Origin of the sequence: Marinicrinis lubricantis (assembly GCF_042658665.1) — a bacterium.
Lineage (GTDB): Bacteria > Bacillota > Bacilli > Paenibacillales > KCTC-33676 > Marinicrinis > Marinicrinis lubricantis.
In genome coordinates this window covers 1-19128 of the sequence record NZ_JBHSQV010000177.1, presented here as the reverse complement: position 1 = coordinate 19128, position 19128 = coordinate 1, and the positions used below count along the sequence as shown (strand labels likewise).

Genomic DNA, 19128 nt, shown 5'->3' with positions numbered 1-19128 from the left:
GGGCCATCTCGATGGCTATTTTTTTCGTTTTCCATGTATGACGGTTCCTAAACTGCACTCTGCCTTATTCAAATGAATTCGATTTTCTCAGCTTTTCGTTTCCACACCATTTCATACTCTCTTTCATTCGTACCCTCATCCATCTGTTCCTGTGCAATGACAAATCCTTGCTTTAGATAGAAGCGATAAGCCGCTTCATTTTTAACATATACTCGGAGAGTTATCGTTTCTCGGTCTTTTTTTACATATTCCATGAATTGACGACCATAACCCTTACATTGATGCGCTTCGTCAATAAATAGGGCCGCCAAATGCTTCTCAACCATCGAAATAAATCCGATGATCTGACCCTGATCCCATCCTACATAGGTTTCCGATTGAGGCAAATACATTTCTTGCATTACCATCTTATTAGAAGTCCAATATGCCGAATCGATAAAGTCATGTGCCTTCAAGGATACGTTCAACCATATGTCCGCTAACAGTCCATAGTCGTCTGAATGACTGCGCTTGATCTGCAACATCAGAATTATCCACCTTTTTCTTACTATTTTCTTACTATCATATCACTATCTTCGTCAAACTCCGATCATTAATTTACTCCATTATATATCAAGTGCTGCTTCTTTGGACGCCTCATCACTTTATTCATGTCAACATTCCACGTTAGATTTTTTTCTTCTGTAACTTTCACTATGTTACAAAAAGCAGCATAACTAATCGTTAATCCACCAGCCTCGATAAATATCGATGCGCATAGCTAGTCCACCCCAGCAGCAGGGAAGCTAGCACGAGGTAGATCATCGTGTAGATCCAAAACGGGATATTCACCATCAGCCACCCCATACAGTACAGCGGTATATCCAGCGCAAAAACCAACACCGGTGCGAGTAATCTCCATCTGACTTTTTTGAAACAAGTGATGAATGTGGAGAAAACCCCCGCTTTCAATACCCCCATCATCGCGCTTGTAAAGATATCATCTCGGTACATATCTTCAAAATAGCCGATTTGGTAATAGCGTAAACCTAAAACAGACATGACGTACATCACCGTACCAACAACGCCCCATGCCTGCATCCACAAGCTCATATAGCGAAAAAATCCTAAGTCCCTTTGAAGCCCGGACAACCAAAACCGAGCCAAGAAAAAAAAGAAAGAGAGTGCCATCCATGTGTACATTTTTTTCCACCAATGAGGCTCATATATTTCCAGTTCAGTAAATATCCATTCCATTCCTGCTAAACAGGCTGCGATGACGATCATCCAAGCCCAACGAAGTCTGTACATGGCGACTAACGTTCCAAGCGACGGAATAATCAATAAATTTGATACGATGGCTCCTGCAATATTGTCATAATAAGGAATGTGTAGAACTTCCGGATAATACTCGTAGCTGTTCCATAAGACCATGACTAAAAACTCAGCGACATACACCATCCCAGAGTAGGATAGAAATAATATAACCAATCCAAACTGTCTTTTATAGAGCATCATGATCGCAAGAAGAGTTAGACTGATTAGGACAAGAATCAAATAAGGAAGATAATTCGGCATCAGAAATGAACCTTTCCCTTTTTGGTTACTATTTCCACCGATTCCGCTTCTCATTCTTTTGTATTATTGAAATATCCAAGAAAAACATAGCCCTCATGGAACCTGTAATAAAACAAATCCAGATCATTCGATCGGGTGGCATCCCCTCCTCCTGTTACCCACACATTTTTTAGTAAATGGGCATTGTCGAATGATTTATAAATGGATGCATATATATTAGAGATAAGATCTGGACACTTCATCAATATTCGAAACTATTACAATGTAAAATAAGGAGGAGTGTATTCAATTTTATGAAAACGTTTACTTATTCGTGCGTTATTTTCGCATCCATCGCGATCTGTTTTCTTATGTACGGCTCAAGTACGATGGCCCAAGACGCTAGCAAGCAAATAACTGCCAGAAACGGGGAGATGCTTACATTGAACAGCAAAGCATTTTATGTAGATCCTTCCCTCCCTTCGGATGACCCCGCCCAATACAAGTTCAGAACGCTGCATGCCGCGATTGCCGCTGCTGTGGATGGCACCGAAGAAGAACCGATGGTCATTTACATAGAGCCCGACGTATATCAGATGAATGGCACATTAACCGATCGGGGTTTGTATATTGACAAAGACTGGGTCAGCTTGATCGGCTTGTCTTCCGATGCTAGGGACGTCGTATTGGCAGACAATCGAGGCCATATGATCGGTGCGCAGAGTCCATCCGGTTCTTCTCCGGCTGAGACCCTCTTCGTAACGGGAACCGGCTTTCGGGCGGAAAATCTGACGATTGGCAACTACTGCAACGTTGATCTGATCTATCCTATGGATCCGTCCAAAAACCAATCGAAGCGCTCATCCACAATTACACAAGCCTATGCCATCGGGGCGGGAAATAGCGAAAAGACGCTCGATAAATTTGTTTTTAAAAATGTCCGTTTCATCAGCATGCTGGACACCCTTGCTCTTGGCAGTGTTGAAAGAGTGTATATCGAGGACAGTTACATACAGGGCACAGATGACTTTATGGGCGGCGGAGACATCCATGTGATCAACAATTCCACACTCCATCTGTACTCCGGCAAGCCCATCTACGCGGCTGGCCGAAATGGGATGGCTTTTATCGACAGCAAGTGGGAAGTTGACTTTGCAGATAAAGGAGATTTAACGCTGGCCAAAAACTCCTCTACGCTGTACTTGATCAATAACTCCTTTGAGGACTTGAATGGAACGCTGAACTCGATTAGGTGGGCGCCATACCCTGCAGGCCATGTGAAGTCGTATGCTTCCAATATTACTCTAGACGGAAAGCCTTATACGATTCTTCCTGAGGAAAGCGGGATCGATTTAAACGTGGAGCAGCTTAAAGCCTATTCCGTTTACAGCCTGTTGAAAGGCTCGGATGGCTGGGATCCGGCAGGCGATAAGGAGCAATATACAGCATATAGTGACTTGCCCGTTAATATCACTATCACAGAGGACGCCTCCATTCGTTCTGGAGAACAGACTGCGGAATGGACAGCTGCCGTCTTTCCTGAGACGGCCAGCCAACATATCACCTGGTCCTTGAGCAGCGACAAGGCCGCTATCGTCGAAAACCGTGGGAATTCCGTTATGATCGAAGGGAAGAACGACGGAGAATTGCCCGAGGAGGTCATTGTCACAGCAACGGCGGAAAGCGGAATTTTCAATCAAAGCGTTGTAACCGTATACCCTTCCTACGTTGACCCTCCTGCCTTTACCGAAACACCTGTTCTAACCGACGTGAAGGACGGCAAGATTAGCGTGGAATATGCTCTGGACTTAAGTTATGAAGGCGGCACTCGTGAGGATGAATCACTCATCACCTGGTATCGGGTCGATGATCAGCAAGGCTCCAATCCAATCGAAGTGGCCGTTAGCCGATTGAATCATCCGCTAGCCTCGTATCAAGTGAAATCCGGGGATATCGGCCATTATATCATGGTGTCGATTGCCCCTAAGCACTTCAGAAGCCATGAGGGCAAGGCCGTTACAGCCATCAGTAAGAAGCGGATCTCTTCGGAGAATGTATGGGGTGAAGGAACGGCAAAATATAACTTCAGCACCGACTTTGAGAACTTCTCAACATCGCGGCAGACGGAACTCATGGACGGCATATGGACAGTAGACACCTACTATCCTCTCGATCAATATACCGATTGGAAAAAGGATGAGGAGAAATCTTGGGAATACACAGAAGGCATTAACGGCGCGGCAGACAGCCAAGGGCTTCTCACCGTCGGGCGCGGTGCGAGACTGCTGTACACACAGGAGGAAAAGTTCGGTGATATGGCGATTCACCTAGAAATCAATCCGGAGAAAACAGCGGCTCAAGGCTTCGGCAGCGCTAACGGCCAGTATCTGGAGATTTATATCAAATATGATACGCAAACTAAAACTGGCTATGCTCTTCGGATCGAAAGAACGCCAAAATACAGCTTTGCCACAGACTTTACATTATATGAGTACGTGAACGGTATTGGAAAGCCGATCAGCGAATCCGTCTCGACTACGGCTTTTAACCCAACCAGCACGATGGATGTATGGGTTGAAGACAACATGCTGCACGCGAAAGCGGCTTCCACATCAGAACAATCCACCGATCAGAAGAATGCTGAACTGCCGAATGAAGTGTCCCTTTCGGCTTCCATCGAGGGCAATCCCTTCGGGGGCATGGGCATTCAGCATACCGGTACGGTCAGCGACGGGAATCGGACACAGTTGAAATCTCTCTCCATCCGCTACGAATCTGTTCAAGAGGCTGTCCAAGAGGATTTCGTTTATGTCGTCAAACCAGGCGACAGTTTAAGCAAAATCGCCGCTCAGCTGCTGGGTGGCCCCCATGACTGGGTCAAAATCTACGAGTGGAACAAAGATCGAATTAATCACCCTAACGTCATTTACCCCGGGCAAAAATTAGTGATTAAGAAGTAGGCACCTGTTTATCATTTCGCTATATCCTTTGAAGGGCAGCAGTTGAAATCCGCTGCCCTTGTTTTTCCCCAACAAAGGGCAGTATTTACATGAACTTCATATTATTTTTACATAAAATAGATTTGCCTTTAACAGTTCCCTTACAATTGAAAACTAATATTAAAGATGCCTCATTAAACCGACTAGGAGGGATCTCTTTTGTTCAACAAAAAAATTCTTGGTATCTCGCTCGCTGGAATGATGATTGCGAGTTCAGTCGCAAGTGCGGCACCCGCGTCGCCTTCCCAAGCTGAACCAAACGCGAAAGTGAAGAACGTCATTTTCATGGTAATGGACGGTGTCAGTCCGAATGCAACGACATTAGCTCGTTGGTACAGTGGTCAACCGATGGCGTTAGATGAGATGCCTACAGGTTTGGTTAGAACGTATTCCGCAGAATCTGCCATTACAGATTCGGCTCCTGCCGGAACCGCATTTTCTACAGGAAATAAATCTAATTCCGGATACATAGGTGTGCTCCCTTCTGTTGTAGACATGCCAGGCGTTGCACCTATCGACGAAGAAGATATCATGCGTCCCGTTGCCAACGTCTTGGAAGGCGCTAAGTTAAAAGGAAAAGCAACCGGTATTATTGCAACTTCTGAAATTCAACACGCTACCCCCGCTTCCTTCTCTTCCCATCATGCAAACCGGAATAATTTCCCTGATATTGCAGAACAACAAGTTTATATGGGAATGGACGTTGTTCTTGGCGGCGGGAAACAATCCTTACTTCCAGGAGAAGCAAGAAATCAACGCACAGACGGCGAAAACTTGATTGATGTGCTTGAAACGAAAGGCTACGACTTCGTGGAATCCCGGGAAGAGCTGCTGGAGTCTAATGCCGATAAAATCTGGGGATCCTTCTCAAATGGCGCTTTAGCATACGACTTGGATCGAGCCGTTACCAATCCTGAACAGCCTACACTTGCAGAAATGACGGAAAAGGCGATCGATGTCCTCTCCAAGGATAAAGACGGTTTCTTCTTGTTCGTAGAAGGCAGCAAGCCGGACTGGGCCGCTCATGCGAATGATACGATCGGCATCATCACCGATGTGCTTGCGTTCGATGCTGCAGTCAAAGAAGCGCTTGAGTTTGCGAAGGAAGATAAGCATACGCTCGTCATTGCACTTGCCGACCACGGAAATAGCGGAATCTCCATCGGCAATGTGAACACCAACAGCACCTACGATGAAACACCGATCAGCGCGTATATCGATCCGTTGAAGAAAGCTTCGATGACGATCGAGGGTGCTTTGAGCCAATTGAAGGAAGACCGTTCTAATCTTCTAGATGTCGCCGCGCTTTATGGATTGGATGATCTCAGCGAAAAAGAAATTAGTGCGATGAAGGATGCGGAAGATCTTAGTGCTCTGCAGAGTCTAATGGTTAAGGCGCTTGCGGACAGAGCCAATATCGGGTATACGACAGGCGGCCATACAGGCGAGGATATTACGTTATACGCCTATGGTCCACAAAAGCCGATTGGATTATATGAAAACACGGAGATTGCTCATGTAATGGCTGATGCCATTGGGATTGACCTGAATGAATTGACTGAGGAGCTGTTTGTAGAGGCTGAGGAAGGCTTCGGCTTCTATGCTGCGGAAGTTACACTGGATACGGCGAACGAAGCGAATCCCGTACTCGTTGTCGAGAAAGGTTCGAAGCGAGCAGAGCTTCCGATCGACAAAAATATTATGATTATGAATGGTAAGACGATTGAGTTAAATAACGTCATTGTCCTGAGCAACGAAAAGGTTTATGTACCTAACGAAGCGATTGAATACTTCAAAGGGAACGGCACGAAGTAAATGTGTGCGTAAAAAACAAACCGTCTGCGACCACGTACCACCGGTTGACAGACGGTATTTTTATTAGATGCTTCATTACACCCGTGTTAAAATTTTTCAGGGAACTGCTTGACAATGCCTTCTGTCAGAATGTCCGCTAAATGAATCATATGACTCTCATTTTTATCGGTTGCAGCAATGTCCGCTTTCCAGTCTCCCTTGAGACAATCAATAACAACCTCCGTAATCAACTTAAGGTGCGTATACAGCATATCTCGCAGTGTATTTTCACAACCGATCTGTTCCCTTTCATTTTCAGAATAAGAAGACTGTCTTATTATGGCTAATGCTGCCGTTTTATACTGGCCGAGGTCCATGATCGGATCACTTCTCACAATGCAGCGTTATAAAAAAACATGACCCTAACCTGAGCTCAGAGCCATGTTTCTTTATTCATAGGAAGGCGAGAAATGATCTATGCTTCTATTTTTTCGAAGAGATCATATGGTAAGGACTCTTGCTATTTAATTCTTTATCTTGGAGGTTGGAGCTGAACCATATGCAACCATAATACGGTAACTTAGTTTTATAAGGCTCGGTGCGGAATGCCATTTTTCTTTAAAGTATACAAAAGCCGAACGGTTGCCCCGTCTCGAGTTGCACTCACTGCATGAAGCCAGTAAGTTCTGCGGGAGATCTGATCCACCCTTGCTTGAGGGAATCATATGGTCTACCGTCGTTGCTGGATTCCCACACCACATACAAGTATGTTTATCTCTCTTCAATGCTGCTTTTCGATAGCCTCCAAATGCGAAAGGGTTATACAGTAATTGAATGGTCTGTTCGTCGATCCAAACGGCACGGGCTCGGTTCACTTCACGCCATGCTCGATGAGGCTGACATGGAGTTAGCGTTTTACCATTTATATTAAGAACGGTTATCATCAGGTATCACTCTCCTACTATGTTTGAAAGATATAACCACAGTGAATGAATATATGGTTATGTATGGCGTGGAATAAGGAGAGTGATCATCAAAACAGATCTCAACTCATCATAGCGCCATAGCCAGAGGAGGGCAACAACCAAAATGTGCTAATCGTTGTCGAATTCGACTGGATCTTCTTTCTAAACCTTTTTCCCGCTGTTATAAAATGGTCTGCAGCCACTCATCTTGGCTTGGTCTTGACTCTCATTAAACAAACACATATCGACACAAAGCAGGAAAATATCAGTTCATAATGAGTCGTGCTTATTCGCCGGCTTTTTTTTATTGATATATTTTACTTTATACCTTTAATTTATGAGAAAGTTTAAAAAAGCAATGTATTTTTATGCGATCCCAGTTATCCTTAAACCGCTAGAGTCCATTGGAATGCCGCGGTAATATGCGCCCTGGCAGGAACCGACATTTACAAACCTTTAACCTCACGATGAAGCTGTGTGTGTTAGTATTATGACTGAAAATTAAGCCAATTGGACCAAATTTACTCTGAAGAGGTGGGGGTTATTGAATTAACCAATAATTGAAAAAGTGATTTCGAGACACCGGGCAATTAGAAAACAATACTTTCTAGTGGAGGCACCGTCTAATGAGGAAGCGATGTACTAGGCATTTTACAATTGTATTTCTTGTAACTATATTGCTGCTTAACTCACTAATATCTGCTAATCCTGGAGTAATTAACGCGGCGGAAACGACGCAGGAAGTTGATCTAATTGGGGAAGGAACGGTTGAATCCCCTTTTCAGATTGCCGATGAAGCAGATTTTCATCGAATGTCTGAATTGATAAACTCCGGAAATGAAAAATATACTGGAGAGAAATTTTACGTTGTCACGAATGATATTTTACTGAATGAACCCTTTACACCAATCGATCGGTTCGATGGCGTTTTTGATGGACAAGGACATACCATTAGCGATCTTCGAATTAGTGAAACCCTCACGTCAGCTCCATTCGATCTGGGTATGATTCGTGTAAACAACGGCACCATTCGCGATCTTGGTATTGTAGATTCGACGGTTACAGTAGTAGGTAAGCTTAGCACTTATTCCGGCGGGATATTTGCCGGGACCATCGCAAGTCAAAATAATGGCATCATCGAGAGAGTCTCCGTCATCAACGGAGCTGTCAACGCATCAGGCGCTGAATCAGCAGGTGGAATTACCGGACGGTCAAGCGGCGAGGACAGCGCCATTCGCGACAGTTATTTCCAGGGCAGCGTAACGGCTTGGCGCCAACCTAGCGGTATTGTCGGATACTATAATGACAAAGGAACCATAGAGAGAAATTTTGTCGACGCTCACATTGTTTCCAGTAATGCTTATGCGGGTCTTGTCGTTGCTTATCCGAACGATATTACAATCCAAAATAACGTCGTTTATAACGGAAGCATTACCGGAGGACGTGAGAATTGGGCTCATCGCGTGATTGGGACGGCGGCTAGATTATCCAGCGGCAATGTTGGCAACAACTACGTGAACCGCGATATTCCGCCAATGAATAATAATACGGGAATCGATGTCAACGGAATAGATACAACGCCGGAGGAGTTAAAGACACAGGCTTTTTATGAAGGGATTGGATGGGACTTTGAGAATGTATGGACGTTTAGCGATAAATATGAGCGGCCCATGCTTTCATTCGCCAAAATGTCTCAGCGGCCTGACCGCATTACCGTAACGTTTCATGGCGATACCCAAACCCGCAAAGGCTTTACTTGGTATACCTCTGTAGAAGTCGATAATTCTGTGCTCATCGTCAGTGAAACTGGAGAATTTACTGATTCGATCGAATTTGGTGCGACGGATACCGTGCTCTCAGACGGCGTCATGCATAAAGCGGTAGCCACAGGACTAAAGCCTGGAACAGTCTACTATTACAAGGTAGGAGACAAAACTTCAAATTCCTTCAGCAATGTAGGTACCTTTACAACTTCAGGGAACAGTGATCAGTTTACATTCATCCATATTACGGATACTCAAGCTAAAAATGAGGCAGAAGCTCTGTTAGCAACGAATACATTTGAGGAAGCTCAAAGAGTTGTACCGGAAGCAGCATTTTACCTCCACAAAGGAGACGTTGTACAAAATGGGGACGTTGAATCGGAGTGGAAATTGATGCTGAACCTTCCTAAATCAGTGCTGATGAATACAACCATCGCGCCCGCAGCGGGAAATCATGAATATGAGCCTAACGCTTTTAACCATCATTTTAATCTTGAAGCGGTAAACGGACAGGATCCATCTACGGGAGTCTATTATTCCTTCGATTACGGGAATACACACTTTGCGGTACTGAATACGAATGAAGACCCGTATCAGGGCATTTCCGACAGCCAGCTGGAATGGCTGGAATCGGATATCAAGCAAGCTCGTCAAAACGGTGCCAAATGGGTTATTCTCAGCTTGCATAAGGGAGTTTATACGACCGCAAACCATGTAAACGACGCGGATGTGATGTCGTTGCGTAAGATTCTTGTACCCTTAATCGACGAACTGGATATTGACCTTGTTTTACAGGGGCATGACCATATTTTAGCGAAATCAAAGTCTCTTGTGTACGATCCGGAAGGAACGGCAAGTGCAGCCATTGCCGATACGGACACCTATGTGGAAATTTCAAATGGAAAAAGAATTGAATATGCCATGAATCCGAATGGGACCTATTATTTCATTGCCGGTACTGCGGGGGCGAAGCATTATAATCAGACTTCCCAATTAAATGAATTCGATCTGAACAGCTACTTGGGGCTATTTGATTATTCGGTTCCAAGCACGGATTTACAGCATTTTGCGAAAGTAAACGTCAGCGACAGCAAATTAACCGTGATGACCTATGAAATCAAAAATGGCGGCGTGGCGATTTCCTCCGAGGGCTTTGGTATCGATCGTGAAGTCATGCAGATGATACAAGCTGTAGATATACTTCCAGCCCCGGAGAATGCAGTCCAGGCAGACCAAGCTAAAGTAGAAGAGGTTTACGCAGCTTATCGTATGCTGAATGATGCTCAGCAAGAGGCTGTTTCCAATAAGGACAAGCTTTTCGCGGTGATGAAAAAGCTATACCATTTCGGGCAAAGCGACAGTTATCTTTTACCTTGGGCAGATACAGAGGCTCATTACAGGCAATCGATTTCGGTTCACAACTTTACTTCTGAGACCTATACGAACGCCCCTGTTCTGCTAAAGCTGAAAGACATTCCTGCTGGAACTTCGTCCGATACGTTAAATCTATTTGGCGAAGACGGTGTTCGTTTAGATTATGAGGTAGAAAGCTGGGATCCTTCCGGTGTATCTGCTGTATGGGTAAGGATGCCTGAGTTGCCAAAGAACAGTACAACGACGTTGTGGGCATATTATGGCGGCAGCAAATATGAAGCAGAAGCATCGATGGTATGGAATGACAGCTTTGAATTGGTTGAACACTTTAATCAGGCCCTGTCAGATGGCGAAACCATCTCCGACTCCACAGGCAAGCAAGTCGGCAGCGTAACCCATTCCATCGGTTTAAGTGTTAATGAGGACGGAAGACGGATGGGCGAGTTTGACAACGCGAAGATCACCTACGACTCCATCGGAAGCGATTTTGATAAAATCACCATTAGCGCCGTCTATAAGGCTGACGAAAAGAATGCTGAAAAAATGAATGGCACCATCGCGGCTTTAGTTGCAAGGGATGTCCATGAAAACCCGAACGACAATGTGAATGCTTACGTTCTTGGCGTTGATGGAACGAATGGCATGAATGTACACGGCGGCTATACCGGAACATGGAGAGAAAGCGCTGCGCAGGGCACATGGAAATCGTCTGATCAGGCTATTCCTACAGATGGAAAATCCCATTTATTAACCCTCACTTATGACGGCATGACAGTCTCTCTATATCTTGACGGAGCCAACATCTACAATGGATTCGCTGAAAAAAGAACCATCGTTGATCTTCTGAATCTGCCGACGACCATCGGTGCATTCTCTAATGAAGAGATGGCCGGTGCTTTCAACGGCTTGATCGACGAAGTATGGATTACCAGTGAGACCACGGATGCAGAATGGGAAAGCTTTAGGTACAGCAACCTGCTCGGCAATAACGTAGGATACAGCCAGATCGTATCGAAAAAAGATGAGAAAATCTCGCTGTCTTTGGGAAGTCCTATGACAGGGGAAACCAGTAAAAATGGCAAGACCGTTATTTCTGGAAGTGTAAACAAGCCAGCCACTATCACGATGAAATTAAATGACATGACTAGAGAGATCGGAACGGTACAAGCAGGAAGCTTTACATTGAAAGCGCCTGTGGATGTGGATCATGGTGAAGTATTGGAGATTATTGCTGCGAGCTTGGGCGACAGCTCTGATACAGCACAAAGCGTTGTTTCACTGCTTGAAATTACGGACAGCGAAGCTCCAAACAAGCCAACCGTTTGGGACACCTCGAACCATGGCGTTGTGACTGGCAGCGAGGTAGATCTGCATGCATCCATCGATACCGATGTAAGTGAACAGATCAATGTAGATTTTTACGCATATGAAACGATCGCCCTTCATCCCGATAATGTCAAGGTTTACGAAGGTGACACGGCCGGATTGCCTTCCAGTACGCTACCATTTGTAGCGAATCTGAATACAGTAACTGAAGCGACGTACCAAATCACTCATAGCGCCATGCTTGTGGAAGGCGACCTTTTTGCAGAGCCCTACGAACATGCCGGCACCGTAACGGAAGCGACATATCAAATCGCACACAGTATGATCCCTGTTCGCCGTTCTTCTACTGCGCTTTACAATACAACGAGCTCCGTAACCGATAACGTATATCAAATTTATGAGGTTGAACTGACGGAGGAGCAGCTGCAGCAGTCGACATTCCATATTACATGGAAGGGTCGTTCTGAACGCGAAGTGACTTCTTATGTTTATGACAATAACCTGTCTCAATGGATCATGACAGGAAATGCTTACGCCCCCGAAAATCATCAGTTTACGATTCACATGTCTATTGAGAATACGCATCAAGTGGTTAACAATGGAAAGCTGTATCTTCTGTTCTGGAGAGGGATGACCGAGCCTATCGATAATCGTTCCACCTACAAGCCGGCACTAGGTCAGTACGACTTCAGCATTATGGCTATCCCGGATACACAGCTTTACGCTCAAAGCTATCCGGACCGAACCATGGCTCAATTCCAGTGGATCGCGGATCATTTTAACTCTACTAAAAATATCATGGCTCTATCATTGGGCGACTTGGTGAACAGGCCTTACCTCAGAGAGAGATACCAGTTCGAACTCATGTCGAAGGCATACGGGCTCTTAGAAAATAAAAATATTCCTTATGCTATCACGTGGGGAAATCACGATTACGATTACGGTACAAATCACGATATCTTGTACAAACAATATTACTCTGCGGATCGAATTAGAAATGCCGGCGGCTCATACTTCGGTTCTCAGATCGATAATGATGCGGCATATTATCTCATCGAGAAAAATGGCGCAAAAATCATGCTTCTTACATTCCCTTACTGGGCAAAGGAAGCGGAATTTAAATGGGCCGAAAATGCCATTGCATTACACAGCGATTACTCTGTCATTATTGCAACCCACAAATACATTAGCAGGTACGGGAAAATCCAAGACGCTCAAGCAGAAGAAATACGCAGAAGATTAGTCGTTCCATTCCATAATGTAAAAATGCTGCTCAACGGTCATGATACCGGTACGAATGTGCATTATGAAAATATTAACGGCAGACCCGTATACAGTATTGTGACCGATTATCAAAGTCTTCCTCCTGGAGGCGGCGGATTTATCAGAAATATTCACTTCGACTTAGAGAATGATCTAGTGTATTTCAACACGTATTCTCCTATTTCGGGGGAAACTTGGTCTGGACTTACAAGGGAGCCTGTGACGAACCCTCCGGGATTCTACAAGACACATATGGACGAGTTTGTCATTCCTGTTGATTTTGGCGGCACACAAACACGCACTCTAACTACGGACAGCTTATCCATATCTAGTGAAGATCCAATTCAAATTGGACAATCCCAGACGATCACAGGTTCCGGAGAGGTCATGGCCCAGTTGGATCATCTCCAAGAATCGGAATCTTATGAGTGGTGGGTAAGAGCAACCGACATGGCTGGAAACGTCACAGATAGTGTCTACTCGTCATTATATGTCACCACCTCACAGGCCAAAGCAGAACTTATTGCAATGGTTCATCAGGCGGAGTCACTTACGAATAAAGGGCTGTATACTGCTGAATCTTTAGAGGCACTTGAAACGGCATTGAGGCGTGCTAAAGCTGTACTGGCAGCTTCAGCATCGACGGAGGCAGATTATGCTTCGGCTGCGGATACGCTCAGAATTGCATATGGTAATTTGAAGTACAAACCTGCCGATTATACGGCTGTTGAGAGTGCCATCGCAAAGGCTAAGGCTCTTAATCCAAACGATTATGTAGATTTCTCCGGCGTTACAGCTGCAATGAACGCGGTCGAATACGGCAAGGACATCAGAGAACAGGACTTGGTCGATGGTTATGCACAAGCCATCCAGGCGGCGATCTCCGCACTTGTGAAGAAGCCAGTCCGTCCACAGCCCGATTATTCTGGCGGGTATATCTCGGGATACACACCGGAAGAGGAAAGTACAGGTATCGATGTACTTGTCGACGGCGTCACGGAAAGTATGGGTAAGGCAACGACAGAGACCGTGAATGGCCAAAGGGTCACTACGGTAACTTTGGATCCTGAGAAGCTTGAAGACATCCTTGCTGATAAAGGTCAGGGTGCTGTCATTACGATTATGGTGAACACGGAGTCGGATGCTGCGATCGTTGAATTGAACGGCCAAATGGTGAAAAGCCTGGAGAATAAGCAGGCGGTAATCGAAGTTCGAACAGAACGCGGAACATATACTTTGCCAGCCGATCAAATCAACATGGATTCTCCGTCCAGCCAGTTCGGGAATGCGGTACATCTAAAGGACATCAAAGTGGAAATTGAAATCGCTGTGCTGACGGTAGACGAGCTGAAGGCCGTGGAAAACATTGCTGAGCAAGAGGCATTCACTCTTGTTGCGCCTCCTCTCCATTTTACCGTTCGTGCAGGATACGGAAATAAAGTAGTCGAGGTATCTGAATTTAGCGACTACGTGGAACGAACGATTACGCTGCCGGACGGAGTCGAATCAACCCAAGTGACTACAGGAGTTGTCATCGATCCGGATGGACAGGTTCGGCATGTGCCGACTCACATCGCAGTGATCGATGGTATGACGTATGCGAAAATCCATAGCTTGACCAACAGCACGTATGCTCTTGTCTCGCATTCTGCCCAATTCGAAGATATCATAGGGCATTGGGCGAATGAGGCTGCTCACGATCTAGGTTCTCGAATGATCATAGAAGGCACGGGTATGGGCGAATTCAGCCCGAATCGGGATGTGACCCGCGCTGAATTTGCAGCCATCATTGTGCGCGCATTGGGGCTTAAGCTGGAAGACGGAACAACCACCTTCTCGGATGTGAATGCAGATGATTGGTACTATGGCGCAGTTCAAACCGCATATGCTTACGATCTGATTGAAGGATTTGGGGACGGCAGCTTCCGTCCAATGGACCGAATCACACGGGAGCAGGCCATGGTCATGACGGCGAAAGCCATGAATCTGACTGGCCTCAAAGAAAAACTGCAGTCCCGAGAAGCCGCTGCACTGTTGGCTTCATTCACAGATGCAAGCGATGTTTCCCTATGGGCGGTGGAAGGGGCCGCCGACAGTTTGCAAGCGGGGATCGTAACCGGAAGATCCGCCGAAACTCTAGCTCCGAAAGCCTTTATTACAAGAGCAGAGATCGCGGTGATGGTTCGAAAGCTATTGCAACAATCGGAGCTGATTTAACCTTATATAAAGGATAATTCTAGATTATATCATTTTCTTTGATAAGCTCCCCTTATGGTAGACAGGTGAAGACCTGCTGTCGTGAGGGGAGTATTTTTATGCAGAGAGAAGAATATGCAGTATCAGAGCGGCTTGTAAATTATTCTACATCCTGAAGCCATACCTATCCTTCCCCCATGATTTGTTTATTTCGAAAATTCTTTGTTCAGCAGATTGGGCGGAAGCTCACCACGAAGTCCGCTTATCAGGTTTTCGGCCGCAAGCATCGCCATCCCCATCCGCGTTTCATAAGTCGCGGAACCAATATGAGGCACGGTCACGGCATTTTCAAGTGACAACAACGGGTGATCCTCCGGTACAGGCTCCTGCAAATATACATCGAGGCCTGCCGCCAAAATCTCCTTGTTCTTTAGCGCGTGCACCAACGCGTCCTCATCCACCGTAGCGCCTCGCGAGCCGTTGATGAAAATCGCTGATTTTTTCATCAGCTTAAACTCCCGCTCCCCGATCAATTTTACGGTTTCCGGAGTCAGTGGCGTCATCAAGCATACAAAATCCGATTGCTGCAAAAGCTCATCCATCGAGCAGTAACGCGCTGAATACTTTTGTTCATATTCGGGCTTTCTGGAGCGATTATGATACAAGATGTTCATGCCAAAGCCAAAATACGCTCTTTGGGCAATACTTGCACCAATCCCGCCCATTCCGATAATCCCTAACGTCTTATGATGGACATCCACGCCAAACTCCTTCTCGCCGATCTGGGACTTCCACTTTCCATCTTTCACATAACGGTCAAGCTCCGTAATTCTTCTTGCGGCAGCCAGCATAATCCCCATGATCGTATCGGCGACCGTGTCGTTTAACACATTCGGCGTATTGGTGGCCATAATGCCACGCGCACTCAGTTCAGGAAGATCCAGATTGTCGTATCCAACAGATATATTGCTGACAACTTTCAAATGGGGAGCCTGTTCCAGTAAAGCCTTATCCACCTTTAAGCCTGACCCCATTAAGCCATGTGCATGGTGAAGCTGTTTCACAAACGTAGGATACGTTTCGGCATCCAACTTTTCATAATAAGTCAGCTCGCAATGCTCACGTAATAAATGGAGTACGGACAAATCGACCTTTTTGTAAACAATAACCTTTGGTTTCATATAAAAAGCCCCACTTTTCAATGTATTGGCTTGATTTTTTTTAATAAGCTTTTAGGCGAATGAACAAATAATGATTGCTTCTTCATCTAGTGAAAGCACTCTGACCATCAGCAAAATTGCTAAAACCTTCCTGTGGCAATCGCCCAACGATTTGAATATGCAGACCACTACATATTTACAATTAACAGTATAGCAAATATCCACAACCTGGAGTGGTTGTGGATTTGCATTGTGGAGACGAGGGGGGCCGAACCCCTGTCCGAAAATTTCGCCATATCAGCTTCTATGGGTGTAGTCATGGATTTAATGTCTTGTGTCTCCAAGCCTCACCTCATTATCTTACATGCAAAACTAAAGCAGCTGCTGTCATTTTTTCTCGATCTGTATACCCTTTTTGAGAAATTTCTGATCCTCTCTCGTATTAATAAGCACAGGCAGCTCGCTCATACTTCTTTTCATCGGAGACTGACATTGATGGCAGGTCGGCACCATCGCAAAAGCAAAATTGTCCCTTATCCATCCATTACAGCCTTCCTGTGTACAGGACCATATTGCGGTGACCTCTCGGGGGATATCCTCTAATCTTTTCCGCGAATAGTACATAACTGCATCCTCCCTCTTGGTATCTTTTGATCAATCATGGGGATCATCTATCCTTCATAACGTCTCCCGCATTTTTCCTATCTCATCTTTTTATATTTCAACAAAAGGTGTTCCTGAATGCTTCATGTAATAAGAACATTTAACCACGCATACTTTCATTTGATTACAGTTCCAGCTTGCATCGGAACACCTCCTACGGAATTTATATGAGTTCTTATTTGCAAAAATAAAAATTCACATATCGCACAGGGTTATTTCCATAAAAAAAACCATCTGCGATATGTGAATTAAGGCAGGTCAATATTCCATTCACTTCATCATACCCCATCCGCATCCCAATAGCAAGGTTTTCTACTCTGTAGACTGCAGAATTCGCTGTCCCTATATTTTGAGTATTATGGGACATGGATAAAATCCAGAAATGAGTTCTGCCCTAGTGAAAGAACCCCGTTCTGGGACTTTAATATATGGAGATGAGTGTCTATTTCATTTATCTAACTATCCGATATAGCGACATTTGGGAAACTTACTGTATCCAAGAAATTCTTCTCCCTGCTTACTCTTGCTCTTTTAAATAGATGCACCGCACTTACTACATTTCTTTGAAGTGATTGTCACCGATCCCTTACTTCTTATTATTTCTGACTCTGCCTTTGTCAGTTGTGACGGTTCTTCTTACTCGGTTGCCACTCTCCCCATTTTTTAAGCTTCTGCTCAAGCAAGGCACCATGCCAGTAATCAACCTTAAATTGCTCTGCTTCTTTCTTCGCTGGAACTGTTAAATCTGACGTTGTAATAAGTAAAGATAATATGCAATCATGATTCCTTTTAGCAGCTACTAACTCGCGTACCGTTTGAACCGATACCGTATTATGAGCTGAATAACATTTTGCCTGAACGGCGGTCTTCTCTCCACGTCTATCAATAATAACCAAGTCTACTCCACCGTCGTTGCCACCAACTCCAACTTCCTTAACCTCGTAGCCTTGATCACGAAAATATAATGCCAAGAGACGTTCAAATTCGGAACCAGACAAATCATTTAAGTTACTGGAAAGAATAGCTTCGTCCGACCTGCAATCCATTGAAGTTCGTCTGGGTGCATTTTTTGATTTTCTTACATTTGCTTTCCTTTGCTTCTTCTTTGTTCGTCTTTTCCTTGTCCAGATTGCTCCAATAACATCAGCCACGATGACCGAACCAATTAGAATCCCAAAGAAAAAACCCCAATGCAATCCTGGTATATTAAAGTAAATCGCCAGTCCACCGATGATCAATATGCCTCTTAAAACATATGCAAGCTGCCTACCTTCCGCATAATATGTTCTAGCCATCTTGTCCTCCCTAACTTCCACGCAATTGTGTTTTTCTTGTTTGATGCATCTGCTTTTGTTTATTTACTTGATCTAAGTATTTAGTAAACTTTGATTCACCACTGTAGGTAAGGAATAGCCATTCCAATGCCCTTGTCATCCCGATATAGAATAAAGATACTTCTCTTTCCTCATTCTCCTCACGATGGAAGGGAAGGTTCTCTATATTGACAATGAACACCACCCGAAAATCCAATCCTTTCGCACTATCAATCGTTGAGACTTTTACGCTATTTTCCGTTTTGTCATACTCTCGTTTAGATGTTGTATTTTCGGTAATCCAATAAAAAGGGATTTTAGCTATAGCTAATTGTTTCATGATGATATCGATATACGATGTATGATAGTTCTTCTTAACCCTGTATAGAATGGCTACATCAGAATAAGACAGTTTCTTCTCTGTAACTAGTTCCTTAATGTGCTGACTAATGAATTCCATTTCTTCCTTAAAGCTGTTGCATCGCTTAATTATCGGCTCAGGACCTTTTCTTTTAGTCGCTTGAGGTGGAATAATTTCGACGCCTTCTACAGATCCTTCTTTGACCTTGTCCTTCAGTTCGGAATTGCTACGGTAAAAGTTCCATGCAAATTGAGCTATTTGAGCCGTGTTTCGATAGTTTATATTTAATATCTCAACTTTCGCAGAGCCAAAATCGGGTTAATGGCAAGTGCAGCATGAGTTTGTGATCGATTAGATCGAATGCTTGACGACATAGAAAAACACCGCTTCGTTTGGTAAGGTAAGAGTGTCGAAT

At 44.7% G+C, this 19128-nt stretch carries 10 protein-coding genes and 1 pseudogene; 3 read left to right on the top strand and 8 right to left on the bottom strand.

Features of this window, described 5'->3' with window-relative positions:
- Positions 1-68 precede the first annotated feature (68 nt).
- Positions 69-524, bottom strand: a complete 456-nt coding sequence (locus tag ACFPXP_RS17270) for a GNAT family N-acetyltransferase (RefSeq protein ID WP_379895602.1) — start codon at positions 522-524, stop codon at positions 69-71.
- Positions 525-723: 199 nt separating this feature from the next.
- Positions 724-1557: a hypothetical protein gene (locus ACFPXP_RS17265; protein WP_379895601.1), complete on the bottom strand. Its 834-nt coding sequence runs from the start codon at positions 1555-1557 to the stop codon at positions 724-726.
- 293 nt (positions 1558-1850) lie between these two features.
- Here ACFPXP_RS17265 and ACFPXP_RS17260 point away from each other — a divergent pair, with 293 nt between their 5' ends.
- Both ACFPXP_RS17260 and ACFPXP_RS17255 read left to right on the top strand, forming a co-directional pair.
- Positions 1851-4496 carry a LysM peptidoglycan-binding domain-containing protein gene (locus tag ACFPXP_RS17260; RefSeq protein ID WP_379895600.1) on the top strand — a complete coding sequence of 882 codons (2646 nt, stop codon included), beginning with the start codon at positions 1851-1853 and terminating at the stop codon, positions 4494-4496.
- Between the two features lie 237 nt (positions 4497-4733).
- Positions 4734-6350: an alkaline phosphatase gene (locus ACFPXP_RS17255; RefSeq protein WP_379895656.1), complete on the top strand. Its 1617-nt coding sequence runs from the start codon at positions 4734-4736 to the stop codon at positions 6348-6350.
- A gap of 86 nt (positions 6351-6436) precedes the next feature.
- Here the strand turns inward: ACFPXP_RS17255 and ACFPXP_RS17250 are convergent.
- Positions 6437-6613, bottom strand: a pseudogene (locus ACFPXP_RS17250) (glycosyltransferase); the annotation flags it as partial.
- 240 nt (positions 6614-6853) lie between these two features.
- Positions 6854-7090 (bottom strand): HNH endonuclease, encoded by a 237-nt coding sequence (locus ACFPXP_RS17245; protein ID WP_379895655.1) that lies wholly within the window; start codon positions 7088-7090, stop codon positions 6854-6856.
- Between the two features lie 830 nt (positions 7091-7920).
- On the opposite strand from ACFPXP_RS17245, the gene ACFPXP_RS17240 reads away from it, so the two are divergent.
- Positions 7921-15237: a DUF2341 domain-containing protein gene (locus tag ACFPXP_RS17240; protein WP_379895599.1), complete on the top strand. Its 7317-nt coding sequence runs from the start codon at positions 7921-7923 to the stop codon at positions 15235-15237.
- 185 nt (positions 15238-15422) lie between these two features.
- Here the strand turns inward: ACFPXP_RS17240 and ACFPXP_RS17235 are convergent, their stop codons facing one another.
- The 4 genes from ACFPXP_RS17235 to ACFPXP_RS17220 form a co-directional block, all read right to left on the bottom strand.
- Positions 15423-16397, bottom strand: coding sequence for a 2-hydroxyacid dehydrogenase (locus ACFPXP_RS17235; RefSeq protein ID WP_379895598.1), 975 nt, complete (start codon positions 16395-16397; stop codon positions 15423-15425).
- 366 nt (positions 16398-16763) lie between these two features.
- Complete coding sequence (locus tag ACFPXP_RS17230) at positions 16764-17000, bottom strand: cold-shock protein (protein ID WP_379895597.1); 237 nt, start codon at positions 16998-17000, stop codon at positions 16764-16766.
- Between the two features lie 656 nt (positions 17001-17656).
- On the bottom strand, positions 17657-18334 hold the full coding sequence (locus tag ACFPXP_RS17225) for a restriction endonuclease (RefSeq protein ID WP_379895596.1): 678 nt from the start codon (positions 18332-18334) through the stop codon (positions 17657-17659).
- 10 nt (positions 18335-18344) lie between these two features.
- On the bottom strand, positions 18345-18995 hold the full coding sequence (locus ACFPXP_RS17220; RefSeq protein WP_379895654.1) for a 3'-5' exonuclease: 651 nt from the start codon (positions 18993-18995) through the stop codon (positions 18345-18347).
- Between the last annotated feature and the right edge of the window lie 133 nt (positions 18996-19128).

Coding starts and splice junctions, on each gene's coding strand:
- ACFPXP_RS17270 (WP_379895602.1), bottom strand. CDS start 524: ATGTTGCAGATCAAGCGCAGTCATTCAGACGACTATGGACTGTTAGCG.
- ACFPXP_RS17265 (WP_379895601.1), bottom strand. CDS start 1,557: ATGCCGAATTATCTTCCTTATTTGATTCTTGTCCTAATCAGTCTAACT.
- ACFPXP_RS17260 (WP_379895600.1), top strand. CDS start 1,851: ATGAAAACGTTTACTTATTCGTGCGTTATTTTCGCATCCATCGCGATC.
- ACFPXP_RS17255 (WP_379895656.1), top strand. CDS start 4,734: ATGATGATTGCGAGTTCAGTCGCAAGTGCGGCACCCGCGTCGCCTTCC.
- ACFPXP_RS17245 (WP_379895655.1), bottom strand. CDS start 7,090: ATGTGGTGTGGGAATCCAGCAACGACGGTAGACCATATGATTCCCTCA.
- ACFPXP_RS17240 (WP_379895599.1), top strand. CDS start 7,921: ATGAGGAAGCGATGTACTAGGCATTTTACAATTGTATTTCTTGTAACT.
- ACFPXP_RS17235 (WP_379895598.1), bottom strand. CDS start 16,397: ATGAAACCAAAGGTTATTGTTTACAAAAAGGTCGATTTGTCCGTACTC.
- ACFPXP_RS17230 (WP_379895597.1), bottom strand. CDS start 17,000: ATGTACTATTCGCGGAAAAGATTAGAGGATATCCCCCGAGAGGTCACC.
- ACFPXP_RS17225 (WP_379895596.1), bottom strand. CDS start 18,334: ATGGCTAGAACATATTATGCGGAAGGTAGGCAGCTTGCATATGTTTTA.